This window comes from Thiomicrorhabdus sp. (assembly GCF_041583835.1).
Taxonomy (GTDB): Bacteria; Pseudomonadota; Gammaproteobacteria; order Thiomicrospirales; family Thiomicrospiraceae; genus Thiomicrorhabdus.
Genome location: NZ_JBFHFC010000001.1, coordinates 69,890 through 94,777, shown reverse-complemented (window position 1 = coordinate 94,777; position 24,888 = coordinate 69,890). Strand labels below are relative to the sequence as shown.

Annotated in this window: 27 protein-coding genes; 11 read left to right on the top strand and 16 right to left on the bottom strand. The window is 45.8% G+C overall.

What is annotated here, in order from left to right; translation table 11 throughout:
- Position 1 precedes the first annotated feature (1 nt).
- The 6 genes from cysM to ABY044_RS00410 form a co-directional block, all read right to left on the bottom strand.
- On the bottom strand, positions 2-892 hold the full coding sequence (cysM, locus tag ABY044_RS00435; protein ID WP_373017014.1) for a cysteine synthase CysM: 891 nt from the start codon (positions 890-892) through the stop codon (positions 2-4).
- Between the two features lie 230 nt (positions 893-1,122).
- Positions 1,123-1,995: a hypothetical protein gene (locus ABY044_RS00430; protein ID WP_373017012.1), complete on the bottom strand. Its 873-nt coding sequence runs from the start codon at positions 1,993-1,995 to the stop codon at positions 1,123-1,125.
- A 14-nt stretch (positions 1,996-2,009) separates the two neighbouring features.
- On the bottom strand, positions 2,010-2,675 hold the full coding sequence (locus tag ABY044_RS00425; RefSeq protein ID WP_373017010.1) for a glutathione S-transferase family protein: 666 nt from the start codon (positions 2,673-2,675) through the stop codon (positions 2,010-2,012).
- Positions 2,676-2,887: 212 nt separating this feature from the next.
- On the bottom strand, positions 2,888-3,145 hold the full coding sequence (locus ABY044_RS00420) for a YfhL family 4Fe-4S dicluster ferredoxin (protein ID WP_373017008.1): 258 nt from the start codon (positions 3,143-3,145) through the stop codon (positions 2,888-2,890).
- 14 nt (positions 3,146-3,159) lie between these two features.
- A complete protein-coding gene (gene yegQ, locus ABY044_RS00415; RefSeq protein WP_373017006.1) occupies positions 3,160-4,662 on the bottom strand; it encodes a tRNA 5-hydroxyuridine modification protein YegQ in 1,503 nt (500 codons plus the stop codon).
- 45 nt (positions 4,663-4,707) lie between these two features.
- Positions 4,708-5,208: a DNA-deoxyinosine glycosylase gene (locus tag ABY044_RS00410; protein WP_373017004.1), complete on the bottom strand. Its 501-nt coding sequence runs from the start codon at positions 5,206-5,208 to the stop codon at positions 4,708-4,710.
- Between the two features lie 246 nt (positions 5,209-5,454).
- Here ABY044_RS00410 and ABY044_RS00405 point away from each other — a divergent pair, with 246 nt between their 5' ends.
- Positions 5,455-6,588 carry a GGDEF domain-containing protein gene (locus ABY044_RS00405; protein ID WP_373017002.1) on the top strand — a complete coding sequence of 378 codons (1,134 nt, stop codon included), beginning with the start codon at positions 5,455-5,457 and terminating at the stop codon, positions 6,586-6,588.
- Between the two features lie 345 nt (positions 6,589-6,933).
- On the opposite strand, the gene rimO is transcribed toward ABY044_RS00405, so the two are convergent.
- On the bottom strand, positions 6,934-8,307 hold the full coding sequence (rimO, locus tag ABY044_RS00400; protein WP_373017000.1) for a 30S ribosomal protein S12 methylthiotransferase RimO: 1,374 nt from the start codon (positions 8,305-8,307) through the stop codon (positions 6,934-6,936).
- A 256-nt stretch (positions 8,308-8,563) separates the two neighbouring features.
- Between rimO and ABY044_RS00395 the strand changes: the two genes are divergently transcribed.
- The 5 genes from ABY044_RS00395 (at position 8,564) to ABY044_RS00375 (ending at position 12,344) form a co-directional block, all read left to right on the top strand.
- Positions 8,564-9,460: a DUF6662 family protein gene (locus ABY044_RS00395; RefSeq protein WP_373016998.1), complete on the top strand. Its 897-nt coding sequence runs from the start codon at positions 8,564-8,566 to the stop codon at positions 9,458-9,460.
- A 70-nt stretch (positions 9,461-9,530) separates the two neighbouring features.
- A complete protein-coding gene (locus tag ABY044_RS00390; protein ID WP_373016996.1) occupies positions 9,531-10,064 on the top strand; it encodes an FMN-binding protein in 534 nt (177 codons plus the stop codon).
- Positions 10,061-10,951: an FAD:protein FMN transferase gene (locus ABY044_RS00385; protein ID WP_373016994.1), complete on the top strand. Its 891-nt coding sequence runs from the start codon at positions 10,061-10,063 to the stop codon at positions 10,949-10,951. The genes ABY044_RS00390 and ABY044_RS00385 overlap by 4 nt, the downstream gene beginning before the upstream one ends.
- Positions 10,948-11,439: a hypothetical protein gene (locus ABY044_RS00380; protein WP_373016992.1), complete on the top strand. Its 492-nt coding sequence runs from the start codon at positions 10,948-10,950 to the stop codon at positions 11,437-11,439. The genes ABY044_RS00385 and ABY044_RS00380 overlap by 4 nt, the downstream gene beginning before the upstream one ends.
- Before the next feature lie 158 nt (positions 11,440-11,597).
- Complete coding sequence (locus ABY044_RS00375) at positions 11,598-12,344, top strand: glucosaminidase domain-containing protein (protein ID WP_373016990.1); 747 nt, start codon at positions 11,598-11,600, stop codon at positions 12,342-12,344.
- A gap of 89 nt (positions 12,345-12,433) precedes the next feature.
- Here ABY044_RS00375 and ABY044_RS00370 read toward each other — a convergent pair whose 3' ends face one another.
- Genes ABY044_RS00370 through ABY044_RS00360 form a run of 3 tightly spaced genes read right to left on the bottom strand, consistent with a single transcriptional unit; the run spans position 12,434 to position 14,838 of the window.
- The gene (locus tag ABY044_RS00370; RefSeq protein ID WP_373016988.1) at positions 12,434-13,498 is read right to left on the bottom strand and encodes a succinylglutamate desuccinylase/aspartoacylase family protein; all 1,065 of its coding nucleotides are present in this window, start codon (positions 13,496-13,498) and stop codon (positions 12,434-12,436) included.
- Positions 13,499-14,410: a 30S ribosomal protein S6--L-glutamate ligase gene (gene rimK / locus ABY044_RS00365; RefSeq protein ID WP_373016986.1), complete on the bottom strand. Its 912-nt coding sequence runs from the start codon at positions 14,408-14,410 to the stop codon at positions 13,499-13,501.
- On the bottom strand, positions 14,410-14,838 hold the full coding sequence (locus ABY044_RS00360; RefSeq protein WP_373016984.1) for an ATP-dependent zinc protease: 429 nt from the start codon (positions 14,836-14,838) through the stop codon (positions 14,410-14,412). The genes rimK and ABY044_RS00360 overlap by 1 nt, the downstream gene beginning before the upstream one ends.
- Positions 14,839-15,229: 391 nt before the next feature.
- Here ABY044_RS00360 and ABY044_RS00355 point away from each other — a divergent pair, with 391 nt between their 5' ends.
- Together ABY044_RS00355 and ABY044_RS00350 are read left to right on the top strand one after the other, a co-directional pair.
- Positions 15,230-15,781 (top strand): hypothetical protein, encoded by a 552-nt coding sequence (locus tag ABY044_RS00355; protein WP_373016982.1) that lies wholly within the window; start codon positions 15,230-15,232, stop codon positions 15,779-15,781.
- A gap of 171 nt (positions 15,782-15,952) precedes the next feature.
- Positions 15,953-16,642, top strand: coding sequence for a rhodanese-like domain-containing protein (locus ABY044_RS00350; protein WP_373016980.1), 690 nt, complete (start codon positions 15,953-15,955; stop codon positions 16,640-16,642).
- A 40-nt stretch (positions 16,643-16,682) separates the two neighbouring features.
- Here ABY044_RS00350 and ABY044_RS00345 read toward each other — a convergent pair whose 3' ends face one another.
- On the bottom strand, positions 16,683-17,756 hold the full coding sequence (locus ABY044_RS00345; RefSeq protein WP_373016978.1) for a sialidase family protein: 1,074 nt from the start codon (positions 17,754-17,756) through the stop codon (positions 16,683-16,685).
- Between the two features lie 3 nt (positions 17,757-17,759).
- Positions 17,760-18,182 carry a CopD family protein gene (locus tag ABY044_RS00340; protein ID WP_373016976.1) on the bottom strand — a complete coding sequence of 141 codons (423 nt, stop codon included), beginning with the start codon at positions 18,180-18,182 and terminating at the stop codon, positions 17,760-17,762.
- Between the two features lie 100 nt (positions 18,183-18,282).
- Here ABY044_RS00340 and slyD point away from each other — a divergent pair, with 100 nt between their 5' ends.
- Positions 18,283-18,762 carry a peptidylprolyl isomerase gene (slyD, locus tag ABY044_RS00335; protein WP_373016974.1) on the top strand — a complete coding sequence of 160 codons (480 nt, stop codon included), beginning with the start codon at positions 18,283-18,285 and terminating at the stop codon, positions 18,760-18,762.
- 223 nt (positions 18,763-18,985) lie between these two features.
- On the opposite strand, the gene ABY044_RS00330 is transcribed toward slyD, so the two are convergent.
- The 4 genes from ABY044_RS00330 to ABY044_RS00315 form a co-directional block, all read right to left on the bottom strand.
- Entirely contained in the window at positions 18,986-19,750 is a 765-nt protein-coding gene (locus tag ABY044_RS00330; RefSeq protein ID WP_373016972.1) for an elongation factor-1 alpha, read from the bottom strand.
- A gap of 149 nt (positions 19,751-19,899) precedes the next feature.
- Entirely contained in the window at positions 19,900-20,355 is a 456-nt protein-coding gene (locus ABY044_RS00325; protein ID WP_373016970.1) for a YcgN family cysteine cluster protein, read from the bottom strand.
- Positions 20,356-20,408: 53 nt separating this feature from the next.
- Complete coding sequence (locus ABY044_RS00320; RefSeq protein WP_373016968.1) at positions 20,409-21,101, bottom strand: TIGR01621 family pseudouridine synthase; 693 nt, start codon at positions 21,099-21,101, stop codon at positions 20,409-20,411.
- A 95-nt stretch (positions 21,102-21,196) separates the two neighbouring features.
- Positions 21,197-22,300 (bottom strand): DNA alkylation repair protein, encoded by a 1,104-nt coding sequence (locus tag ABY044_RS00315; protein WP_373016966.1) that lies wholly within the window; start codon positions 22,298-22,300, stop codon positions 21,197-21,199.
- Between the two features lie 165 nt (positions 22,301-22,465).
- Here ABY044_RS00315 and ABY044_RS00310 point away from each other — a divergent pair, with 165 nt between their 5' ends.
- Both ABY044_RS00310 and ABY044_RS00305 read left to right on the top strand, forming a co-directional pair.
- Positions 22,466-22,909: a hypothetical protein gene (locus tag ABY044_RS00310; protein WP_373016964.1), complete on the top strand. Its 444-nt coding sequence runs from the start codon at positions 22,466-22,468 to the stop codon at positions 22,907-22,909.
- Between the two features lie 127 nt (positions 22,910-23,036).
- Positions 23,037-24,881 (top strand): cyclic nucleotide-binding domain-containing protein, encoded by a 1,845-nt coding sequence (locus ABY044_RS00305; RefSeq protein ID WP_373016962.1) that lies wholly within the window; start codon positions 23,037-23,039, stop codon positions 24,879-24,881.
- Positions 24,882-24,888 lie beyond the last annotated feature (7 nt).

Sequence of the window (24,888 nt, the reverse complement as noted above, 5' to 3'; positions counted from 1 at the left end):
ATTAACCATATACGCCGGTAGACAAATAACGATCACCGCGATCGCAAACGATCGTTACGATCACCGCATTTTCGACTTCTTCAGCGACTTGCAGTGCCGCCGCCAGGGCACCACCGGATGAAACACCGCCGAAAATCCCTTCCATGCGTGCCAAATCGCGCATCGTCTGTTCGGCTTTTTGTTGAGACATATCAATCACACGATCCACTCGTGTTGCCTCATAAATCTTAGGCATATATTCGGCAGGCCAACGACGAATACCCGGAATTGCAGCGCCGTCTTCCGGCTGAACGCCGACAATCTGTACGTTCGGATTCTGCTCTTTCAAATACATCGAGGTTCCCATAATGGTTCCGGTCGTACCCATTGCGCTGACAAAATGAGTGACGTTCCCCTTAGTGTCCCGCCAAATTTCCGGCCCGGTGGAATAATAGTGCGATAAAGGATTATCCGGGTTGGAAAACTGATCGAGAACGATGCCTTCACCACGTTGTTGCATGGCGATTGCAAGGTCTCGTGCACCCTCCATTCCCTGTTCGGGTGACACCGTAATTAACTCGGCGCCGTAAGCCGCCATAGAGGCTTTACGTTCCATGCTCATGTTATCGGGCATGATCAACTTCATCTCGTATCCCATCAGGGCTGCGGCCATTGCCAAAGCAATTCCGGTATTACCGCTGGTCGCTTCGATTAACGTATCGCCGGGTTTGATTTCGCCGCGCATTTCAGCCTGTTTAATCATATGAATCGCAGGACGATCCTTTACGGAACCGGCAGGGTTATTACCCTCAAGTTTCGCCAAAACGATGCTGTTGGTTTCCGGATTGACCATACGCTGCAACTTAACCAAAGGGGTATTGCCGACGAAATCCATTAGACTTTTATACTGCATTGATATTTACCATCTTGCCGCGATCTCCCGCCAATATTGCCGTATGCAAACAGCAATGGCGCTTTAACGATCGCCCGTGAAAACAATGGGATTTATTATGACATTCATTCAAGGTTCTGACATCAATTTCTGACGTATTTACTTAGGTTTTAACGCTTTTCAAATAACTGAATGCCGTTTTGAAACCAAAGAATTGGTTTTACTAAAAGAAAGATAACGAACCTGTCATCTTATTCAAGGTAACCATCCAGCCGTTTATACCACCCTTTTAGCCAACGGGATTCATTACGTTCGGGCGGTGCCAATTGCGTTCGAAGCAACAAACGCTGCTTGGCGCTCTGCACAAACAAAACAAGGATTTTTTCGTTTGACTCAGGCAAGTTATTTATCGAAGGCATCTGCTGTAAAACCGAAACAAGCCCCCACGATTCCCCTTGATAACGTTCTTTATCGTTCAACCCTATCCCTTTGAAATTAAAGTAATCGATGGTGGCAAACATCCCCTTTCGAAAAGACGTCACCCGGTCAAGCTTTGCTTGAATCTCCTGTCGTTGAGTAATCTCCAAGCTAGCAATTTCTTGTCGCCAACGCTGCTGAAAAGAAGAAACGATAAACTCCGCTTGCTGTGCTTTCGTCTTCAACAGCCAATCTCGAAGCAGGGTTAAATCCGGCTCGGACCAGGCTTTTTCGAATTGCAATTTTGATTGCCAAGGTGCTTTAAACGGCTTGAGGTTTTGCATCCATTGCGGCGCAGGATGTGTTTTAGAAACAAACCGCACCATCTGAGGAAACGTTTCCGTAAACGGTGGATTCACATTTTCGGGAAACCAGATGAAATGACCGATTCCCATAGAAGGGAATTCTTCTCCTTTCCCCCAGTGAGTCAAATATTTAGGCAATCCCGCGCATTCGTTTTGATAAATACGCTCGCCGATCCAAGCATAATCTTCCGCCTTAAGGCGGTTAGACAACTCTCGAAACTCGGAAGAACCGGAAAAGTCCGCCAATTTCAATGGAACGTTAGAATCCGCCTTAACGGAATGACCCGTCATCACGATCGATACAATAACGAGCAGACGTGTAAAGCGTTTAACTGACCACATAATCTTCAAGACGATTAAACGTTTAATTTAGAAGCGAAGACACCACTCATATTCTTAATCATGCCCAGGTACATTTCCGGCAATTCTTCGACAACCGAATTCTGAACGCAATCTAGCTTTAAGAGATTTTCCGACCACTTGACCAGTTTAGGGGTGTCGGCAAGTATATCGACGCCGCTGAAACGTTTGATAAAGTCGATACGCATGAACATCGGGGCGTAGGCCGCATCGATCATATTAAAGGCATCGCCGTTGAAAAATTCATGACCCGAATGCGCTGCTTCCAATTGCTTGAGTTTACTTTCAATCACACTTTGCTTTTCAAGCATAACGGCTTCTTCTTTCGAAGTCGTCATCGCATGCATGGCAAATAAGATATCAGCGCCAAAACTGATCCACGCACGGTTTTTGGCTTTAACCAAAGGGTTGCCCGGCTGTAATGAAGGCGGTGTAATCTCGTCCACATACTCCTGAATGACAGAGGATTCGAATAGCACCTCGTCGCCGACTTTCAACACCGGTACCTGCCCCAAAGGCGAGATTTTCGCAAACCACTCGGGAGGATTGTTCAGGTCAATATAAGTAATGTCAAAATCAACGTCTTTTTGTTTTAACACGATGACCGCTCGCTGAACGAAAGGACACAGTTTAAAGCTGATCAGTTCCAATTTAGGTCCCATACAACCTCCTCTATGATCAATGAATGGATTCATCATACCGACTGAATTCACATTTGCAACGCGGGCCACTTTAAATTCAAACGAAATAGATTGAAATCAATTTTTCCGTGATTTTTACGTCTACGGGACACGACCCTATAAACAAAAAAGCACCCGTAAAAGGTGCTTTAAATAAATTGATCACTTCGCGAAGTTATAACTCAAAGACGGCATCATATCTTGTCGGCATGAACCAGTTCTTTGAACTTTTCGTATAGCGTCTCATGATCTTCGACGCGTTCGGGATCGGTTATGATACAGTCCAACGGGCACACGCTGATACAGGTCGGCTGATCATAAAAACCGACGCATTCGGTGCACAGGTCCGGATTGATTTCATAGATTTTTTCGCCCATCGAAATCGCTTTGTTCGGACACTCCGGCTCACACATATCGCAGTTAATGCAGCCTTTGATGATTTTAAGAGCCATCTAAAACCGTTTCCTTAGGCACGTTTGGCCGCGGCGCGCTTTTCAGCGTCCTTGGCGTCCTGTTCCTGCTTGGTCTTTTTAGCTGCGGCATCGCGCTTGACGTCTCCGCCCCACGCTTCGTTACGCATCACCAAACCGAATTTCAATACGTCGATGTCCAGATCCTTGAACGGATTCGGGATTCTGACCAACCAACCGGAACCTTTCGCACAATCGACCACTTCGTCATGATGCGTCTGCATGTGATCCAATACCATGGTGACGTTACCGGCCGGGCTCATGATTTCGATCGAGTCACCGACGCAGAACTTGTTCTTGACGTCGATTTCCAACAAAAAGCGCCCGTCGCGTTCAAGCACATCGACCACTTCTCCGACAAAACGCTGGCGATCCGACTTGGAAACGCCGTATTCGTAATTCTGATATTCGGAATGTACGTGACGACGCAGGAAGCCTTCGGTATAGCCACGGCTAGCCAGGCTTTCCAGGTCCGCCAACAAGTTTTGGTCGAACGGTTTTCCAGCCAAGGCGTCGTCGATCGCCTTACGATAAACCTGAGCGGTACGGGCAACATAATAATGCGACTTGGTACGGCCTTCGATCTTCAAGGAGTGCACGCCCATTTCAACCAATTCAGGAATCAACTCGACTGCACGCAGGTCTTTAGAGTTCATGATGTAAGTGCCGTGTTCGTCTTCATAGGCCGGCATGTACTCGCCCGGACGCCCTTCCTCTTCCAGCAACATGACCTGCTCGGTTGTCTGACCGACACCCAGAGTCGGTTCCACCGCCGCAGTTTCTGCACCGGTCAAATCAGTGATATTGGAAACCTTTTCCACCGGAATGCCGACGATATCGCCGCTTTCGTCTTCCTTACCTTCATAGGTGTTGTAATTCCAGCGACAAGCATTGGTGCAAGTTCCCTGGTTGGCGTCACGCTTGTTGATGTAACCGGAAAGTAGGCAGCGACCTGAATAGGCGATACACAAGGCGCCGTGAACGAAAACCTCGATTTCCATTTCCGGAACTGCTTCACGGATTTCACGGATTTCCTGCATCGACAGTTCGCGAGATAGAACAACACGGCTAACGCCCTGGTTATACCAGAACTTGACCGTCGCCCAGTTGACCGCATTCGACTGTACGGACAGATGAATTTCCTGCTCCGGATAAGCTTCATGCACCATCGCAATCAACCCCGGATCGGACATGATCAAGGCATCCGGCTTCATCGCAATGATTGGTGCGATGTCTTTCATATAGGTTTTGATTTTGGAGTTGTGAGCCGCGATGTTACTCACCACATAGAACTTTTTACCAAGTTCGTGGGCACGCTTGATCCCCTTCTCCAAAGTCTCTTCGTCAAACTCATTATTACGCACACGCAGGCTGTATCTCGGCTGCCCGGCATAAACCGCATCAGCGCCGTAAGCAAAGGCGTATTCCATGTTCTTCAATGTGCCCGCAGGCGAAAGTAGCTCCGATTGAACCGGTGGCTTAAGGTTGTCTGCTTCCAAGGCAAAACTCCTAAAATAATCAGTTTGAAAATAAAGACGGGTATTCTACACCAAGTCGGATAATTTTTCCTGCCATAACAAGCGTTTATCTTCCAGTTTTAAACGCGCGTTCGCAGGACTGGTTGACGGCAATGTGATGAACCGGATTTCCTCCGGTAATATCTGCTTACCGAGTACATGCCTTTTAAAAAGCGCTTCCGCCGTTTTTCCATTAAAAACAATGGCTTTGATATGGGGATGCTTTTTAAAAATCCAACTAAAATCGTTTGCGGCCGGATTTTTTATTGCAGAATCCAGACTGCCCTCACGAACACAAGAACCAAGCACGTCCCATAAAAAGATACCTAATTCGTCTAACGCCCGCTTTTTTTCAGCAACCGTATGCAGATCTCGTCCCACCATTGAACCGATAATCGGCCAAAAGACATTTCTAGGATGCGCATAATAAAATGCTTGATTGAGTGATTCGACACTCGGCATCGTTCCTAAAACCAATACCTTGGCTGATTTCGGTTCAATCGGCAAAAACCCTTCGCAATGAGACATTCCGCATTGGCTCCTGTTTTTAAAATGATTACGGGTTAAGAAATTAAAGTCAGAGGATCATACCTACCGAAAAGCCGTCGACACAGCACTTTACCAAACAGCTAAGGAAAATCGCCACCAATCATGCCGATAATAACCTTAAAATTTACTATGCAATTACACTTCTCTTGTTTATACTAAATCTCAGTTAACACGATGTTATTTCTGGGATTTTTTTACATTCATCGCTTGCGACAAGGAAATTCAGTGAACGCGTTTTTTAAGGCACTCTATATTAACCTTTTCACCGCAAACTTGCCTTACAGCAATTCGCAAGATTATCGAAGACTGGTCATGGTGAATGTCTGCCTTTATCTTTCCAGCATCACCCTACTTCTTTTTGCATTTTTCCACACTTACGTTTTTGATTACGGTAAAGCTCAAGTGGCTCTAATCGACATAATCGGTGCCGTCGCCACAGGCTATGCAATCTATGATTTGCGTCGCAGCAGCAATGTCGATCGGGCTGCTCTTCTAGGCACCATCAGCTTAATTGTTTTTTTCCTGACTTTTTTCCATATCAACCAAAATGAGAGTTTCGGCCTAATCTGGAGTGTATTTTTTCCAATCTTTGCAATTACCGTAAATGGTGCCCGGCTCGGTTTACAGATCACCGTCGTTTTTTACCTAATCCTTTTCGGTATGGCCTATAACGCGCTCGGCGTGTGGCAAGACGGCCAATGGGATCTGGCAGGTTTATTGAGATTGATTATTGCATCATCGATTCTCACAATCATCATCTATCTTAACGAAGTCGCCGTTGCCAATGCCAAACAACAGGAACAACAGGCGAGAGATGAATTAAAGCATCTCTCTTGCATGGATGAATTAACGCAAATTGCCAACCGTCGTGAGATCAACAACATTCTTCGCAACGAAATCCTGCGAGCACAACGTTATCGACATAATCTTTCATTAATCCTGTTTGATATCGACGACTTCAAACAGATCAACGATCAGTACGGCCACTTGGCCGGTGACAGTGTCTTACAGGAAATTACCTGTATTATAAAAAACAATATCAGAAATACTGACAGCGTCGGACGCTGGGGCGGGGAGGAATTTTGCTTAATATTACCGGAAGAAAAGCTGGATTCCGCGTTGGTTCTATGTGAAAAAATACGTGCGGCCATTGAAAGCTATGATTTCGAATCCATCCACGAAAACATCACTTGCAGTTTCGGAGTTGCGGAATGCAACGGTAGAGCAAATTGTGCCGATCAATTGATCCATAATGCCGATTCGGCACTTTACCAAGCTAAATCCGAAGGTAAAAATACAATCATTACCTATAATCCCGAGAAGCCTTTTGCATTTGAACAAAAGCAACTCTCTCTATAAATCACACGACCATTTAAACAAACGATCCTTCAAGATAGATTCAAAACCGAACAATACGCTGTTCGGTTTATTTCCTTTTTCTAACAATTGCTAATTGCCTTTAATGTAATCCAATACCGATTCTTAGGACGCTAGAAATGGTGTATTTTGAATTTGTAACCGATCAAGCTGATATACACTTTGGGTAATACATCATTGCGCGTCCCCGCATTGTCATCGATTGAATAAATTTTCATATTTACGGAAATAAAGTGAAATGAATGAAGAAGTGGGCTTGATACCCCAAACTAAAAAGGCCGCTTTAAAAAGCGGCCTTTAGAAATAAACTGAGAAATTCCGGATTAATCAGCCTAGTTCAACGTAAGAGGATTCCTGCGGAACAAACTCCTCTACCGGTCTGGCCCATAAATCATATTCATCCGCGGCGACAATTTCGACTTTGACAAACTGCCCTGGCTCTAAGTGAAAGCCGTTTTCGATAAAGACTAAGCCGTCAATTTCCGGAGCGTCCGCCATCGAACGTGCAATCGCACCTTGATCGTCGACTTCATCCACCAATACCTGCATCACCTTACCGATCTTGGCCTGCATCTTCTCGGCACTGATACGCTGTTGAGTCTGCATAAAACGATCGAAACGGTCTTGCTTAACCTCATCTGGAACTTGCTCGGCAAGCTCATTGGCGGTCGCACCTTCAACCGGCGAATATTGGAAACAACCCACACGGTCCAATTGCGCCTCTTCAAGAAAATCCAACAAATCCTGAAATTCTTCTTCCGTCTCTCCAGGGAAACCGACGATGAACGTGGATCGAATCGTTAAATCCGGTACGGCTTCACGCCATTTTTTTATGCGTTCCAAGGTTTTTTCGACATTACCCGGACGCTTCATCGCCTTCAAAACACGTGGATTGGCATGCTGCAACGGCATATCCAAATACGGGAGAATCTTACCCTCCGCCATTAACGGAATCACTTCTTCCACATTAGGATAAGGATAAACATAGTGCAGACGAACCCAAAATTCATTCACTCCACCTAATTCCCCAAGCGCTTCCGACAGTCCAACCATAGAGGTTTTCGTCGGACGACCTTCTGCGAAATCGGTCTTGTATTTCACATCCACACCGTAGGCGGCGGTATCCTGAGAAACCACAAGCAATTCTTTCACCCCCGCCTCTTTTAGGCGCTTGGCTTCGGCAATGACATCTGCAACCGGTCGACTGACTAAATCGCCGCGCATCGAAGGAATAATGCAGAATGTACAGCGATGGTTACAGCCTTCCGAAATTTTTAAATATGCATAATGCTTCGGGGTCAACTTAATGCCTTGAGGCGGAACCAAGTCGGTGAAAGGATTATGTTGCGGCGGTGCAATTGCCTTATGAACGGCTTTGACAACTTCTTCATATGCCGCCGGACCGGAAACCGCCAAGACTTTAGGATGAACTTCCAAAATCTGATCTTCTTTCGCTCCAAGACAACCCGTCACAATCACTTTGCCGTTTTCTTCCAACGCTTCGCCGATTGTATCCAAAGATTCCTGTACCGCACTGTCGATAAAACCGCAGGTGTTGACGATCACCGTATCGGCGTCTTCGTAAGAGTTAGTCAGACGATAACCTTCCGTACGTAACTGAGTCAAAATACGCTCGGTATCGACTGTGGCTTTAGGGCATCCTAAACTGATAACACCAACGGTAGGCTGTGACTTTGACATGATTTTTCCCGACTAAATAGACTGCCGCCATTTTACCCGAATTTTATTTTCCAATCAGCTTAGGTTTAAGCTTTTCTCTGATTAATTAGGCTTATCAAACCAACTTTAGTCGCCATAAGGTCTCTTATAAAAATCAATACACGCCCCCTTTAACATAAAAGTAATAAAAATTATTCTCATTAGCATTGACTTTATCATAAAGGCCGTTAACATATGCAAATACAAATTATTAACATTTAGATTAACGGAGACAAATATGAAAAAACAAGCTCTTTCAACAGCAGTACTAATGGGCGCAATGGCCTGGAATCCAACATCGATGGCGGGTGAAAACCTGCTTGGTTACACCGCAGGTGCAGAACCTCTTCCTAAGGGAGCGCTTGAGTTCTACCAGATTTTTATCCAGCGCTCAGACAAAGGCCAAGGCGAATACACCGCTTTGGACAGCATTACAGAGCTTGAATATGGTTTCACCAACCGCTTCTCCGGTTCAGCGGCTTTGATTGCCCGTTCGGTTGATACCAACGGCCTTATCATCGGAGGTTATCTACCCGAGGAAAAAAACAACGGACTCACCCTTTCAGGCATAGAAGGTAAATTGAAATACAGTTTCCTAACCCCGGCTCTCGACGATATCGGACTCGCGACCGTTGTTGGATTTGAATACGACACCATCGATAAGCATTCGGGGCAAGACAAGGATACGCTTTCAATCACCCTTGATTTGTTGCTGCAAAAATACTTCATGGATGCACAGCTGGTCTGGTTAGCGAATGTCGGAATGGAAAGTACACATGCTAAACGTGCTGCAATCAGCGGCATTGACGATGAGGAAATGTGGCCAACCGTTCCTGAAATGGAAATAGGAACCTACGTCAGTACCGGCCTATCTTACCGCTTTGCGCCAAACTGGTCCGTCGGAGCGGAAGCCATATACGAACAAGAACATGAAACCGAAGTCGGGCAAGAGCGCTGGTCGATATTTGCAGGACCGTCTATTCATTATGGCGGTAAACATTTCTGGTCAACACTGACCTATTTACCGCAGATTTCAGGCGGCGGAGAAATGTATGACGGACAAACCGATGATGATCTTCACTTAATCGAGAAGACCAAACAGGAAATCAAATTCAAGATCGGCTACAACTTCTAATAGCGTTCATTTCAAACTAGCCTTGTTTTCAAAATAGGAGACAGGGCTGATTTTATTTACAGGGTGAGTTATGAAAACCATTAATCCATTCTTCCTGCTACCGGTTGCGGCAATCACCTGCCCAGCCTACGGCATACAATATCTGAGTACCGAACAGGCACAGCAGGTTCTGTTCACTCATGCTACCCAATTTATGGAAAGCTCGATCGAGTTGACTGAAGAACAGCGTGATCGCATCAAAGAGATCAGTGATGTCCGCCAGCGTTGGAAAAAACAACAAGCCTGGAAAGCTTATGAAGGCGACAAATTTGTCGGCTGGTTTATCATCGACAAAGTGATTGGTAAGCACGAATTTATTACCTATGCCGCCGCTATCTCTCCCGAGGGAGACGTTTTGGGCATTGAAATCATGGACTACCGAGAAACCTACGGTGGCGAAGTCAATGAAGCGCACTGGAAAAAGCAATTTGTCGGCACAACCATTAGCAGTCCGCTGAAATTGACACGCGATATAGAAAACATCAGCGGAGCCACCCTTTCCTGCCGCAATGTCACTAACGGCGTGAAACGCCTTCTTGCTTTGCACGAAGTGGTTTTGAAATGATTCTACAAGGCAATATACATAAACGCATGAAGCCTCTTTTAGGGACATTTGTTGAAGTCGGCATAGTCACCGAAGAGGACTCTAACGCTTATCGAAACCTTTTTAACCAGACCTTTTCCGTCATGGAAAATATGCAAAACCAGATGAGTTTCCACGATCGAGACAGCTCGCTTTCCCGGTTAAACCATGCCAAGGGTGAATGGGTGGAGTTGCCGGAAGACACGCTACGCGTCATCGAATACGCTAAACAGCTTTACCGGCAAACCGACGGATTATTCAACTGTACTTTGGGTGGCTATCTGGTCAAACGCGGTAAATTGCCCGACCACTTCGATTTCGACTATCAAGTTAACGGTTCCGCCGATGAAATTGAAATTGAAAATCATCGCGCCCGATTAAACGCCCCGTTCCTGTTGACATTGGATGGTATCGCCAAAGGGTACGCCGTCGATAAGGCCGTCGAATATATGCAAATGCAAGGCATCACCTCCGGTTGGGTCAATGCAGGTGGAGACTTGAGAGTTTTCGGGGACATTGAAATGCCGGTCTATCAGCGTAGCAATGAAGGTTTGAGCCACCTGATCAAACTGAAAGAAAATGCCTTGGCTACTTCGGAAGTCAATCAGTTTAATCGTTATGACTGCCCTTCCCACATCATCAATAATCAGGGAGAGTGGCCGGACGATTGCATTATCAGCGTTCGCGCTTCTCAGGCCTGGCTGGCCGATGCATTGACTAAGGTATTAGCGCTGGTACCGTATGCACAACGGAAAAAAATCGCCGGACGATTTGATGCCTGTTTCTGCCAAGTAACGGACAAGCCCTCTATTGATAAATCCGTTACAGAATCCAAACCATCAAGCTACATGAGTCAAAATACAATATGAATGGTTATCCCAAGTTATTCTTACCTTTACTAATGTTGATCGTCACCACCCTGTTTATTAGCGGTCTATTACTAATACCCTCTTTTTTAACCTTTAGGGTGCAATGGGATGTCGAATGGCTGATGGAATCCGTACTCAGCAGTGGCGACCTTAGAAGCTGGTCAACGACTATTCACGCGATTACCGGCTGGATAATGATCTGGATAATCGGTTCACTCTGGTCTTTGCACATGCGCTCACACTGGCGCCGCAATGAAAACCGCCGAAACGGCTTGGTGTTTTCTGCCTATTGGGTATTACTGCTGGCAACCAGCTTAGGAATCTATTATTTCGGCGACGAGTTCTATTCCGAATACAGCAGCATCATTCATGTTTTACTTGGACTGGGTCTACCGATTATTTTCGGCCTGCATTATCGGCATGGCAAACAAGCTTTGGCCAAGCGAAATCAAACCAACGGCGTCGTTCAACCCGCCTCACTCAAATAAAAAAGGATATCGATCTCCCGGCTTGTCGTCATTTATTAAAAACCCGAAATGCGGTCGTACGGCCAACGCCTGTTATAATACGCGCCGGCCGTAAATTAACGTTGCACCTAAAACCAGAGTATAATTGTAGGATTCTCTATACAATGACTACTTAATAAATGACGCAAACTCGCACACTTGGATTTTTAATCGCCCTTTCACTATTCCCGCTTTTTTGTTCTGCTGAAAGTTCAACCAGAATACTAACATCCTCTTCGCATGAAGCCCCGGACTTTAAAAGCATTAAAAACGTCAAACAAAAGAAAAAAGCTTTTTTTGACTATCTGGAACCCTTTATCGTACAAGCAAACCAAGCCATATTGGAAGAGCGCCGATTCATTAAATCATTGAACTTCAACAAGTTAAGTATCTATCAGCGTAGACAGGTTGAACAACTGGTCGAAAAATACCGTCTGAAATATAAAGAAATCACTCCGCAAACACAGAGCACCTTACTCAAGAAAATTGACATCATTCCCAGCTCGCTTGCTTTGGCTCAAGCTGCAAACGAATCGTCTTGGGGTACTTCCAGATTTGCCACTCAGGCAAACAACTATTTCGGACAATGGTGTTTTGAAAAAGGGTGTGGAATGGTGCCGCTAAGACGGCCTCACGGAAAATATCACGAAGTAAAAAAATTCCAATCGCCATTACAATCGGTTAAAAGCTATATGTTGATGTTAAACAACCACCCGGCTTTCAAACCGTTCAGGCAGCTGCGTTTGAAAGCACGCCAACAGAACAAACCCGTTAACGGTTTGGCTTTAGTCGACGGGCTTGAACCTTATTCGGCGCTGAAACAAGAATATGTCAAAATCATCGCTTCGATGATTCGAGTGAATAAGCTGACGCTATTGGATAGTTAAGTGGAAGTTAAGTTCACTTAAATGTCGGTCGAATGGCGTGCCAAATCCTGGATTGGTGCGCCATAAGTAATAAACCGCTTTTAAAAGGTTTATAAAGACGGAATATCGTCCGATGGATAAGGCAGCGACGTTTCTTCCTGAAGTTCTTCGTGAAACTCTTCCACCTTCTCTTCGGCAATATCGCTACGTGCGAACTTGGCGACATGGAATAACGCTTCACCTTCATTGACCAACGGCATCTTCATCTGTCCGATGACAATACCGCTACTTGGTGAATAGACTTCCACCTCCATCTCACCGAAAGGATCGGATACGACGCCGATTAACGTCTTATTGGCATACACTCGAGTTCCGTCGACAACTAAAGAACGGAAAATCCCACTGTGAGGTGCCCGCACCCAAAAGCTGGAACGTGCCAAAACCGGTTGAATCTTGCGGTCTATTTTTCGTCTGGACTTCGGTAGCATTTCAAGGTGTCGCAACACATTGATGATCCCTTTAACACCGGCTCGAATCGACACTTCATCAAAACGCAACGCTTCTCCCGCCTCATACAACAAAATAGGGATTCCTTTTTTGACGGCGGCAGCGCGTAATGAACCATCCCGAAGATTCGAATTCAGCATTAGCGGAGCGCCGAATGCGACGGCCATACCGCGAGTGATTTCATCATCTAAATTGGCCCGGATCTGAGCCAGATTGCTGCGGTTAATCGCTCCGGTATGCAGGTCGATACCGTGGGTCGACTTCATGACAATCTCATTCATGAAAATGCTGGCCAAGCGACCGGCGATGGAACCGGAACTCGAACCGGGAAAGCTGCGGTTCAAATCCCTTCGATCGGGTAAATAACGGGTATGGTTGATAAAGCCGTGAAGATTGACGATGGGCACGGTAATCAACGTCCCTTTTAAGCGTTGTAAAGACTTAACCTTGAGCAGTCGGCGAATAATTTCAACACCGTTCAGTTCGTCACCGTGAATCGCTGCACTAATGAATACGACGGGGCCATTTTGTCGGCCGCACCAAACTTGCACCGGCATAATCAACTCACTGTGCGTATAGAGCTTCCCTATTTTGAGATCGATGGTTTTGCGCTCACCCGGATTAACCGTCGTTCCACCGATGGTAATGGACTGATTACGCTTCGGCATTTAGCCATGTCCTTTGGTACGGGTGCGGTTTGATTTTTTGCTCGCATGCTTTTCCATAAACTCAATGATCATGCCGGCAATATCCTTACCGGTAGCCCCTTCAATCCCTTCCAATCCAGGAGATGAATTGACTTCCATCACGACCGGTCCATGATTGGAACGCAGCAAATCAACACCGCATACATTCAGCCCCATAATCTTAGCGGCATTGACCGCTGTGGCACGCTCGGCCGCCGTGATTTTAACCAGATTAGCCGAACCGCCCTGATGTAAATTGGAACGGAATTCACCTTCTTTTCCTTGACGCTTCATTGCTGCGATTACTTTACCGCCAACCACAAAACAACGAATATCAGCGCCGCCCGCTTCCTTGATAAATTCCTGAACCAAGATGTTCGCTTTTAAACCGTTGAACGCCTGAATTACACTGGTTGCGGCCGAATGCGTTTCCGCCAATACCACTCCGACGCCTTGCGTTCCTTCCAATAGTTTAATCACTACCGGCGCACCGCCAACCGTTTTCAATAAGTCGTCGACGTCATCCGGAGAGTGTGCAAATCCGGTCACGGGCAACCCCACCCCTCTACGGGACAACAACTGCAAACTTCTCAACTTATCGCGTGAACGGGTAATGGCAACCGATTCGTTTAATGGAAAGACATTCATCATTTCGAACTGTCTTAAAACGGCTGTACCGTAAAAAGTGACGGATGCGCCAATACGAGGAATCACCGCATCAAACCCTTCCAGAATCTGCCCTTTATAATGGATTTCCGGGTTAACGGAATTGATATTCATATAACAACGCAGTGCATCGATAACTTGCACTTCATGCCCGCGACCCTTAGCCGCTTCGACAAGTCGCTTGGTTGAATATAAATTAGGTCCTCTGGAGAGAATGGCGATCTTCATTATTTCTTTCCTTGCAAAAATGATTTGTTGGGGTTGACGATCAATCCCGCTTTACGTAAGGCCGTGCGTCCTAATAACATCTTAAACGCCATGGTATCCCGACTGGTTAATGAAATTGGAATCTTCAAACTGTGTTCGCCGATTTTGATTTTAGTGTTGATAAAATAACGCTGTGTAATGTTTCCGCCAGAATCGCTGACGGAACGAAAATCTTCGACCTTTGCTTCGCATACTTGAACTTGAGTTAAGTCCTTTTCATCGATGTGGATCGAAAAGCGTACCCATAACTCACCTTTTTTTTGAAAAGGCTCTACTTCAAATGCATGCAGTGCCGAATTTTTTGCACCGGTATCCACTTTACACTTTAAGCGTTTAATTCCTAAATCAGGGAAACTAACCCATTCACGCCAGCCGACTATTTCAGACATTAAACATACCTTTACTAATTTCTTGTATCTCTCGAAAAGTTCGCCGTAATTTCGAATCACGGTTTGCATTTACCGGTTTTAGATATCCTAAAACATTTCAAAGCCGTTAACTCGTCAAAGTGTGTACACTTACTCTTACAATACTAGCAGAATCCCTTACGAAACATAAGAAAACAGAAAATTTTATAGAGATAAAACGCGATTGAAAGCCATTTCCTTGAGCACGCTAAGAACCAATCAGTCCGGATTAAAATGGTAAAAGAACAAACCACTCCGATGAGGCGGAAGTTTAAGGTATTTAATACTAAAATGGCATTAAAATATCATCATCCGAGACAAAAAATATTCGGTTTTCGGTATTGATTTAAATTCATTTTAAAAGGCGTATTTGATGCGACGTATAATTTTTTGGGCAGGCGTACTGATTTTTTTCTGTGTTGTTTCATGGTTTGCATTCACGGCTTTGTTCAACGATAAAAGCGACGTCACTACGACCGTGACTGAAACGGTACAAACTACCGGACTACCTGAAAGCTCGAAAACCTATGCGCCTGTAGTGATCCCGGATAAAACATCGGCCATTAACGACAAAAAAGCCGCGGTTACACCAAATTCAAAGCAAACGCTTCAAAAGCCTTTAAATCTAGAAATTGGCGATACCAGTAAGCCAACCGAATCCTCAAGCGTATCGGAAGTTGGTCCTGTACAACCCGCTCCCGAAACGACCGTAACCAACTCACCGGAAAACACGATTCTTCTAGACGGCACCCAGCCCAAAAAAGACAAATTGCTTTACGGTTATGAAGGCAAAGACAAGGACGACAACGTAAACCTGATGATTGGCGTTCAAAAAGACGACGTCACCATTAAAAGCGGCATCAAAAAAGGCGAAGATCAAACAGACGTCCAATCTATTGAAATCGAAGTTAAGCTGCCTAAATAACCACATCGAATCAATGTTGAACGACTTTAGCCTTACCGCTCTTCGTTAATCCACGACAAACAGTCATAAAAATAAACCATAAGCCATTGAAATTAATTATTTTTAATCAAAAACAGACTACGGTAATATAAAAGCGAACTTACAACCCAATCTTTCGGACAAGGGGGCGTCATGGCTTTTAAAACCGTTTTACGCACACTGAGTTTTCCTATTATCTTCTCATTTGCTTTCCCATTTGCAGTCCATGCAGAACCAGCCAAACAGGCTGAACAGAGTAAACTTAAGGTCAACATTACTCCTAGCATCGGCCGTTTCACGGTCATGCATAACGGCCAACCGGTCACCGTCATGCGTAATCAAGATGCCGCCAACAAAATCATCGACGATTATGCACTTACTTCCCGCTCGTGCCCGCCGTTTTGTATCCAACCTTTCCAACTATTGCCCGGGGTGACAACCATCGGCGAACTGGAAATGATCCAATTTTTGAAACAAAAAGCCGCAGGTGATAAAAACCTGCTGATTATCGACTCTCGTACACCGGACTGGGTTGCAAAAGGCACCATTCCAAGCGCGACCAACATACCATGGACTCAGCTCCATCGAGAATCATCCAGTTATGAACCTTTGGTAATAGAAGAAATATTAACCGACCGGTTCGGTGCCAAAAACGAGGACGGCATCTGGAATTTCGCCCAAGCGAAACAGCTGGTGTTGTTCTGCAACGGTCCATGGTGCGGACAGTCGCCGACCAACCTCATAGCCTTAGTCAATATGGGCTACCCGGCACACAAGTTGTTTTGGTATCGAGGGGGCATGCAGTCTTGGAATTCTTTGGGACTGACCACGGTCAAACCTTAAATAAATCGAAGGCAAACTCACGTGATTGTGAGTTTGCTTTTCAAACAGTCAGATCCCGTTCGAAAAAACGGATTTTTAGTTCGCTCTGCATAGTCGTTATCCAGATTTCACCGGGGGTCGCCTCGAATACCATTGGATAAGCAAGCCAAGCCCCGTTGCACGACGCGACAACTATCGGTTCCGACCAGGTATCACCATCGTCATCCGAAAACCGAACCGACAGTTCCTCACGTTGCCACGAGGCAGCCACTTCGGAAAATAATCCTGCCCGTCTCGGCGTCGTAGCTTCACCCTGCTTATAAAGCTGGTTATAGGTCAGCATCAATCGCCCGGAATCCAATCGGGTCAGCATGCCTGGCGAACTCGAAGCCGCCAATCCCGGTTCAACATGCGTCCAGCTGAAACCCTTATCGTTCGAATAGGCATGCCAAAACCAGTCCCGGTTAGTACGGATGCAATACCACAAGCGTTTATCCTTTAACTCAACCAAGGTTCCTTCGTAACAACCGCCGTGATGACCTTGCCCGCCGATATCGAGCCGGTTACTGGCTTGCCAGGTTAGTCCGTCGTCATCAGATCTGAAACTCAAGGCGTAATGCCGCCCGTTCTCATAATCCAGATTCTGCGCGGATACAACGATTTCACCGCTTTTGAGCTGAATGATCGTGGTGGTGGCCGCCGCATAACCGGTTTGGATGCGAATCGGTTCCTCCCAGGTTCTGCCGCCGTCAGGACTGCGCATGATCCAGTGGAATAGCCACGAATTCTTAGTCGGCTTATTGGTTTTGCGATGCCAATTGAAATGCCGACGGCCGGTATTGACGAAAGACAACAGAATGACACCGGATTCAAGGCAAATCAGCGAACGGGAATCGTCGATGGAAAAATCGTCCGAATCGAAAAGCGGCCAAGCCTGCCAGGTTTGACCTTCATCTTGGGAGATATGAATTTGATTCGCGTCGAATCCGACCAGTTCTCCTTGCCGGTTACGCACAAAAGGCCCGGCAAGGCCGTGGTCGGATGGAGTTATTTTTTCATGCAGATAAACCGGCACATCGGTAACCGGCGCCAGTTTGAAGTCCAGTTGAATCTGCTCGTGTTTGATCAGATTCATAGATCAGAACGGCTTAACCACCACCAGAATCAGGATGATAGTCACCAGGACAAGCGGAATCTCATTCGCCCAGCGGTAGTAGATACCACTATGATTCAAATGTCCTTCCTGCATTTCTTTCATACGCGCTTTGGTCCACATGTGATAGACCAACAACAGGATCACGAAGACGATCTTGGCGTGCAACCAACCCATGCCTTCTGCAAGAGGAAAATACGCTAACCAAAGCCAAATCCCCGTCCCGATCGCCAACATCATCATGATGGTCATGAAACCGTACAGTTTTTTGGCCATGATCGCCAAACGTGTCACATCTTGCCCTGCTTCCTTACCTTCCACAAAGTGAACGAAAATGCGCGGCAGATAAAAAATACCCGCCATCCAGGACATCATGAAAAGAATATGAAACGTTTTTAACCACAGCATAGATTTTCCTCGAAAAATGTCAAAAGTTCGCAGTTTGCGTTCTGTATCTGTATCATAACGTTTTTGAAACGAATTAAAACTCTCAAATTAGGAAAAAACCATGTCTATCCAAAACGATAAAGTCGCCTTAATCGAATATACATTGACGAATGAAGCGGGCGAGACTTTAGACGCTTCCAACGGTAACCCTCTAGCCTACCTACACGGGCACGGCAACTTGATTCCAGGATTGGAAAAAGAGTTGGAAGGTAAATCGGTTGGTGACAAATTTACAGCGACCATTCCGGCTGCAGACGCATACGGCGAGCGTGTCGATGCATTGGTACAAACCGTTCCAAGCAGCATGTTCCAAGGAGTTGAAACGTTGGAAGTCGGTATGCGTTTCCAAGCACAATCCGAACAAGGTATGCATTCGGTTGAAATCACTGCGGTTGACGGTGATCAGGTAACGGTTGACGGCAACCACCCACTAGCGGGTATGCCTTTGACGTTTGAAGTTGAAGTAACCGGTTTGCGCGATGCGACTGAAGAAGAGTTGGAACACGGCCACGCTCACGGCGAAGGCGGACACCACCACTAAGCTTTGTATTAAAGCTTTCAAACGGGCGAACCGACTTCGCCCGTTTTCCCACCAATTTCAATCCGACTTCAATCAAATCTTCCCGATTGTCTATTCGCATTCAACAATTTAACACTTCCATTTAATCGATGCCTCGGCACCGAAAGCCGAACACACTTGTCAGCTCGATACATATCGGAAATACGGTTGCCGAATTGATGGTTTTAGAATTAGACTCAAACGATTATTTATCAATCGCTTTCCATGTATTCTCGTCCGAAGTTCGCCCTCTCAAAGGCATCACCCACATCTGATACAAAGAAGTAAAAAGCATAAATGCCGATGCCATACTGTATCCGAAGCCCCCGATAATGACCAGGTAGGCAAAACTTGGATTTAGTTTAGTCAGCCACCACGATGCGATATCGATAATCAAAAACGCAAACGGAATGAAAATAATCACCGCTTTCAACCAAGGCTTAATACCGACCGCCATCGAAAAAATAAAGCCGATAAAAAAGAAAATAAAGGCGATGCCAAATAAATGGATATGAGAGACACGGGTCAAAGCAGTCACTTCGGCACCTTGATCGACCTTTGCGATCTCTTTCATTTGCTTAAAATCCGTCACATTGGGTAAGGTGGGAATATGGGCATGACAAACTGCACACTTGGCATCCACAATCGGCTTAATGACTGGTTGCCACTCGGCTTCAGGTGCTCCGTTTCGAGCCCATTTGATTAAGGTAAGATTCTCTTCCGGGGTGGCTTTGTCTTTCATCGAGCCGTGAAGTTTGCTTTCCAGCTTGGAACCTTGACGATTACCGTAGTAACTGTAAACGATATCGTCTACCGAGAGACCGAACTTGCCGTCGGCCATGCCATGCGTCAACATGATCTGAACACCGGCCATCATCAGCCCGATTCCGGTAACCAAAATATACCCAGTAAACAGGGATTTAACCGACAAAGACAAACTGGGTAAATTAATCCAGGAGGTTTCTTTCATGGCGCGTCTCTCACAATCAAGATGTTTCGTCTATAGTATCGAAAACCGTATTGCTTGGGGCAAGAAGTTCTTAATTTTATTAAGGTTTATTAAGTTGATCTTTAACTCACTGTGAGGTTGCTTTTGACAACTCAAATCCTATTCTTGAATTAAGGTTTTTCCATCAAATAATCTTCGTAGTCCAACTCACCGTTATCAATCACCACGGGAATCGCGGTAATGCCGTATCCCGCCTTTTTCATCGAATCGGATTGCCCTGAAACCAACGGATGCCATTCCGGCAAAGGTTGGCCGCGATAAATCAATCGGTAGGCACAACTATCCGGTAGCCAATCAAATTCCGCCACCCTTTCCTTAGTGAGCTGAACGCAAGTCGGGACATTAATCGAGCGATTGGCGTAATCCGAACATTGACCTGTTTCCAGGTTGGAATAACGACACACGACTCGCGTATATACAATCTCGTCGGTATCCTCGTCCTGCAACTTGTTTAAACAGCATAAACCGCAACCGTCACACAAGGACTCCCACTCTTCCTGCGTCATGTCATCCAGGGTTTTAACTTCCCAAAAAGGGGTTTCTTGAGTGAGATTCCGGTCTTTCATAATTAAATATACTTTTTTAAATTAAACTTTAACAAATTGTTTTTATTGAACTTTCAACTTTTAAACTGTTCCCACGGAGTTTGCCAAGCGGTTAATATTGCTTGGCACTCCGACGTCACAAAACGCCGACCCTGCGTAGGAGCACAGACAAATTGATAGGCTGCCCCATACAGTTCAAACTCAACCGCAAAGGCGTGCAAATACCCGCGATCTTCTTGTTTTGCGGCTTCGGCATTGGCATAACGCCCATCGCCGCAAATCGGAGCGGAAAGGCTCTTAAGCGCGACGCGAATCTGATGCGTTTTTCCCGTAATCGGCTTCAATAGAAAGAGACGCTCGCCCGGTTGAATCGACGTACTGATGAAACGGGTAATCGCCGGATTCTCCATCGACTTTCCGAGCTTCCAACATCCCCTTCGGGCTGGCAGCATATCCCCTTTAATCAGACCCTGTTTCTTTTTGGGCTTTTGATCGGAGATCGCCAGATAAAATTTTTGTACCTCGTGCGCCTCAAACAAACGTTGAAACGCCTGTGCCGTCGGTTTATTCAAAGCAAACAGCATCAAACCCGACGTCATCTTATCCAGACGATGAACCGGGTAAAGTTCTTCAACTGCAAGTTGCTGCTTAAGCAGCACCACCAGCCCTGCCGAATCTTCCGAATGCACATTCAAGCCAGCAGGCTTATCGATAACCACAAAATCCCGGTTTTGAAACACGATTGGAATTGAATTTTTAAAATCCACGCTTATGACTCGCTTTTAATCTTTTCGAATGACCGGGTTAATCGCTGCAAGACTTATGACTAAATCGCTGAGGTCTCCATCATTCAGAACAAAGACTAAAGCGCTTCAAGCAATTCAAACTCACTGGCAGCCAATACCTTGCCGTTAACAATCAATTCAATGAAGTGGGTTCCGGCATAATAGCGACGTGTCGTAATCGGTTTAAAGTCATGCTGTTTTTGAAAATGTCTATTTTTATCAAGGTATTCGCCCTCGGCAATTTTAAAAACCTTACGGTACGGCTTAGGGCCTTTTCTCAAAAACGTGAGCGCGTATTCTAGCCGTAATCGACCCAAGCTACCAGCCGCACTGCTTAAACTGAAATTAAAACAGAAACGTTCCCCGATTCTAGCCGAACGATCCGTCTCCCAGTGTTCGATTAAACCAAAGTCGGGGGAAGAGTAACCGACTAACGCCAACGCCTGGGGATTCGCCTGTTTAAGTAGCGTCCTCAGTGCATGTTTGATAATCCAACTCGTACTTGCCGGCATCTCCTCAATCAAACTCTGGGAGATCCACCGATCAAACAAATCCAGCACCCACTGAGGCTGTGTCTTAGTAAAGTCGTTAAGCAGATTCGCGACACTCTTTCTAACGTAGGCACTGGAATCTGTTTTCAAACTTTCGATTATCGGCAATACGCAATCGGGATTGTCTTCAACCCACAACAAACGCGAAGCCCAGGGCAAACGGGGACGAATGCCTTCACTGGACAAACGGCGTAAATGCTCGTTATCACTCTTGGCCCACTCTTGCATCACCCGTAAGGTACGTTGCGGTTCTTGTTTCAAAAATTCGCGTATCGCAAATTCAGACGTACTCCCACAGGTTAAAAACCCTAATGCCTCTATGGAAGTATCATAATCACTCAAACCGTATTGCCCGACATAATCCGCAAAGATGAAATGGAACAGTCCGGAAAAGTTCACCGAAACTTTTTGCAGAATGTCTACCGTTTGCGAAAAAGGTAAATCCAATGATTGGTGTATTGCCGTACTTAAATGACGCACACGTTCCATAAGCGAACGATCTTCCCAGCGTTCGTCATACACCAACCCCATAAATCGTGCGCGGTTAAATTCGGAATATTCCAAAGCGATCCGGTCCGCTAAGTTTTCAATGGTTTTGCGATCAAAAACCGACTTTAGCAAATTTGACATACGATATATCTTTTAAATTTCAACCAGTTAAAACCAATAATTAACAGAACAATTCCCGAAACGAAGTTGGCACGGCAATTGATATAAGCATACTGAAAACGTTTAAAACATGCTTGAAGCGTCAATAATCTGACACTTCCCGTCTCTATTGATAAGGAGCATAACATGGCACAAATAAGTACACAGCAAAAAGTCCAAACTTGCCTGGAGTTCATTGACGAGCAGTTTGACAATCAATCCGAACAGACCATCAAAATCGCCGAACTGATTATCGACGACATTAAGGAGCTAACCCAGGCTTACCCCGCCGCACTTAGAAGCGGTGAACTTAAACAACACATGGAACGTGTCAGAAATACCCAAATGAACTGGGTCAATCAACTGCATGACATTATCCAGGAGCAGAATAATCGCGATTTGAATAACGAAGTTCTGCACGCCCTGCAAAACTTCATGAATACACTTAACCACCAAACGCTGGAACAGTCGAAATTACAACTTCCACCCGCCATGGAATCCCGAGTGAACCATCCTAACGATTATCTGGAACCCAACGAAATCGACCTGCTGCTCGGCCAACAATCCCTATTTGATAGCGTTCGCCATTGAGCCCATCGGATTCTTAAAATCTTTCCTTTATTTAATTCCCCGAATAACACTTTTGCAGGTTGTTTTTTCGGGGAAGACTCCTCATACTTTGCTTAATTCTACAAATCATTAAGAGCTTCTTTTTACAGTGTTATTAGATAACCTGATCTATCTCGCATTCTTAATCGGCATCATCAGCGCCGTCTCGTTACCTTTAGGCGCTCTGACCACGTTATTTTGGACTCCGGGAGATCGAGCCATTGCCTGGTTGATGGCATTCGGAGGGGGTGCCCTGCTTTCAGCCGTGACTATCGATTTATTCGCCCCGGCGATCCATAAAGAGTTGTTTCTCGAAGTGTCGCTCGGTGCAGTTATCGGCAGTCTGTTTTATTTGCTGCTCAACAAACAACTCAACGAAAAAGGCGGATTTTTAAGAAAGACCGCAACCACGATTCAATATTTCAGAACGCGTCAGAATCGCCGCGGCCGGCAGCTTGCTCAATCCTTAAACCGTTTGCCCTTTTATTCCAAACTACCGGAACACGACCGCAAGCAAGTATTGCAGAAAGTAAAAACCGTACACCTGAAAGCCGATAGCATTATCCATCACCATGGCGACATCCAAAACCAATTTTATATCATCCATAAAGGTCAAGTTAACTTACGCGATCCTAACCACGACCTGAAAACCTTTATCGAGTTAACGACGCAAGACGCATTCGGGCGTATGGCTTTTTTCAACAGCATGCCTAATGCGACGTTGGCACAAGCCAAAACCGATGTTTCCCTATGGACCATCACCCGTAAAGACTTTAACGCCTTGCTGAGTGAGACCGACAATTTAGCAAAAATCTTATTAGACTATTACCGCAACGATACTGAACTAAGACATTACCTACAAACCCGCCACTCAATGAGTCCGGAACAAAGCGAAGAACACATTCAATTTATAATCGAGTTGATTGAATCGCAACAACGTCTTCCGGATACCAGAGAGCCGCGCAACATGCTCTCACAGGCAATCCAGCGTTTACAAACAACCCACCGATTCGGACTGTTTGATAATTGCAATGAAATTATGCAGACAACGATTGCCGGTAAGCTAAAGTATCGCACCCTGCGAGCCGGACAAGCGATATTCAGCAACCGCAGTGTTGCCGATCAACTCTACTTACTTGAATCGGGCCGTGTCGAATTGATTGACCCGAAAGTCAGAAATGAACAGTTTGAATCCATCTCCCCCGGCGATTTCTTTGGCGTGATGGCGTTTGTCGTCGGCGGTAAACATGCTACCACCGCCATAGCCGATACTGATGTAAGCTTTTGGGTTCTGGATAAAAAGGATTTCCTCGAACTGCTGTCGCAGATCGATCCGTTGCATACACGACTTAAATCTTACTTAAAAACAGAAAACGTTCACCAATACCTTATCCAGGAACAAAAGTTGCCCGAAAGCCGAGCGCAAAAGTGGACAAAACAAACCATCAAGCACCTGTTACCGGGCCAGCTGCCCTCACTTACCGACTTTGCGCCCCACCTCTATCACCACAAAGCCGCCTATATGGCTATCTGGTTAGGGATATTACTGGACGGCATCCCCGAGTCTTTAATGATCGGCTCGCACATGACCGAAGGACACATGATCAGTATGAGCTTGGTGGCTGGCTTGTTTTTGTCTAACTATCCGGAAGCATTGTCCAGCTCGGCAAGCATGCGCGAGCAAGGCATACCGTTCAGGCAGGTATTGCTTGCTTGGGTATTCTTGATGGTAATGACCGGAATTGGTGCCGCCATCGGCAATATCGTACTTGACGGCGCTTCCGCTTCGACCTTTGCGTTAATAGGCGGAATCGCCGGTGGTGCAATGCTAACCGTTATTGCCGAAACCATGTTGCCCGAGGCGTATGTAAAAGGCGGTTCGGTCATCGGATTCATTACCCTGATCGGTTTTTTAACCGCGATTATGTTTAAAGCCTTCGATACCGCAATGTAGAATAAAC

Excerpts from the sequence above, each read along its gene's own strand:
- cysM (WP_373017014.1), bottom strand. The coding sequence starts at position 892 with ATGCAGTATAAAAGTCTAATGGATTTCGTCGGCAATACCCCTTTGGTT.
- ABY044_RS00430 (WP_373017012.1), bottom strand. The coding sequence starts at position 1,995 with ATGTGGTCAGTTAAACGCTTTACACGTCTGCTCGTTATTGTATCGATC.
- ABY044_RS00425 (WP_373017010.1), bottom strand. The coding sequence starts at position 2,675 with ATGGGACCTAAATTGGAACTGATCAGCTTTAAACTGTGTCCTTTCGTT.
- ABY044_RS00420 (WP_373017008.1), bottom strand. The coding sequence starts at position 3,145 with ATGGCTCTTAAAATCATCAAAGGCTGCATTAACTGCGATATGTGTGAG.
- ABY044_RS00410 (WP_373017004.1), bottom strand. The coding sequence starts at position 5,208 with ATGTCTCATTGCGAAGGGTTTTTGCCGATTGAACCGAAATCAGCCAAG.
- rimO (WP_373017000.1), bottom strand. The coding sequence starts at position 8,307 with ATGTCAAAGTCACAGCCTACCGTTGGTGTTATCAGTTTAGGATGCCCT.
- ABY044_RS00395 (WP_373016998.1), top strand. The coding sequence starts at position 8,564 with ATGAAAAAACAAGCTCTTTCAACAGCAGTACTAATGGGCGCAATGGCC.
- ABY044_RS00390 (WP_373016996.1), top strand. The coding sequence starts at position 9,531 with ATGAAAACCATTAATCCATTCTTCCTGCTACCGGTTGCGGCAATCACC.
- ABY044_RS00385 (WP_373016994.1), top strand. The coding sequence starts at position 10,061 with ATGATTCTACAAGGCAATATACATAAACGCATGAAGCCTCTTTTAGGG.
- ABY044_RS00380 (WP_373016992.1), top strand. The coding sequence starts at position 10,948 with ATGAATGGTTATCCCAAGTTATTCTTACCTTTACTAATGTTGATCGTC.
- ABY044_RS00375 (WP_373016990.1), top strand. The coding sequence starts at position 11,598 with ATGACGCAAACTCGCACACTTGGATTTTTAATCGCCCTTTCACTATTC.
- ABY044_RS00370 (WP_373016988.1), bottom strand. The coding sequence starts at position 13,498 with ATGCCGAAGCGTAATCAGTCCATTACCATCGGTGGAACGACGGTTAAT.
- rimK (WP_373016986.1), bottom strand. The coding sequence starts at position 14,410 with ATGAAGATCGCCATTCTCTCCAGAGGACCTAATTTATATTCAACCAAG.
- ABY044_RS00360 (WP_373016984.1), bottom strand. The coding sequence starts at position 14,838 with ATGTCTGAAATAGTCGGCTGGCGTGAATGGGTTAGTTTCCCTGATTTA.
- ABY044_RS00355 (WP_373016982.1), top strand. The coding sequence starts at position 15,230 with ATGCGACGTATAATTTTTTGGGCAGGCGTACTGATTTTTTTCTGTGTT.
- ABY044_RS00350 (WP_373016980.1), top strand. The coding sequence starts at position 15,953 with ATGGCTTTTAAAACCGTTTTACGCACACTGAGTTTTCCTATTATCTTC.
- ABY044_RS00345 (WP_373016978.1), bottom strand. The coding sequence starts at position 17,756 with ATGAATCTGATCAAACACGAGCAGATTCAACTGGACTTCAAACTGGCG.
- ABY044_RS00340 (WP_373016976.1), bottom strand. The coding sequence starts at position 18,182 with ATGCTGTGGTTAAAAACGTTTCATATTCTTTTCATGATGTCCTGGATG.
- slyD (WP_373016974.1), top strand. The coding sequence starts at position 18,283 with ATGTCTATCCAAAACGATAAAGTCGCCTTAATCGAATATACATTGACG.
- ABY044_RS00330 (WP_373016972.1), bottom strand. The coding sequence starts at position 19,750 with ATGAAAGAAACCTCCTGGATTAATTTACCCAGTTTGTCTTTGTCGGTT.
- ABY044_RS00325 (WP_373016970.1), bottom strand. The coding sequence starts at position 20,355 with ATGAAAGACCGGAATCTCACTCAAGAAACCCCTTTTTGGGAAGTTAAA.
- ABY044_RS00315 (WP_373016966.1), bottom strand. The coding sequence starts at position 22,300 with ATGTCAAATTTGCTAAAGTCGGTTTTTGATCGCAAAACCATTGAAAAC.
- ABY044_RS00310 (WP_373016964.1), top strand. The coding sequence starts at position 22,466 with ATGGCACAAATAAGTACACAGCAAAAAGTCCAAACTTGCCTGGAGTTC.